This window comes from Vibrio sp. 10N.222.49.C9 (assembly GCF_041474985.1).
Classification (GTDB): Bacteria; Pseudomonadota; Gammaproteobacteria; order Enterobacterales; family Vibrionaceae; genus Vibrio; species Vibrio crassostreae_C.
The window spans coordinates 1-342 of record NZ_JBFRVD010001668.1 but is presented as its reverse complement, the minus strand read 5'-3'; the positions used below and the strand labels follow the sequence as shown (position 1 = coordinate 342).

1 protein-coding gene is annotated in these 342 nt (G+C 48.5%); it reads left to right on the top strand.

The window, feature by feature from the left end:
* Positions 1–34 precede the first annotated feature (34 nt).
* A partial coding sequence (locus tag AB4585_RS29730; RefSeq protein ID WP_372172439.1) for a biotin/lipoyl-binding protein occupies positions 35–342 on the top strand: 308 nt, incomplete at its 3' end.

Genomic DNA, 342 nt, shown 5'->3' with positions numbered 1-342 from the left:
TCCTCAAGCACAGCGGGCAATCAAGGAGAAAACAATGTCAACTAAGAAACCAATCGCAGTGGTCGCGATTGCCCTTGCAGGTCTTGTCGGTTATGGCTTTTATGAGGCCTACAAACCTGAGCCAATACGCATTCAGGGTCAAATGACCGCACAGCAATACAGTATCTCTTCCAAAGTGCCTGGGCGCATCGACACCATCAACGTGAAAAGTGGCGATAACATCAAGAAAGGCGACCTTATCTTTACAATCTATAGCCCTGAAATTGAGGCTAAGTTAGAGCAGGCAAAAGCCGGACAAGAAGCTGCAGGTGCGTTGGCACAAGAAGCTGAAAATGGCGCGAG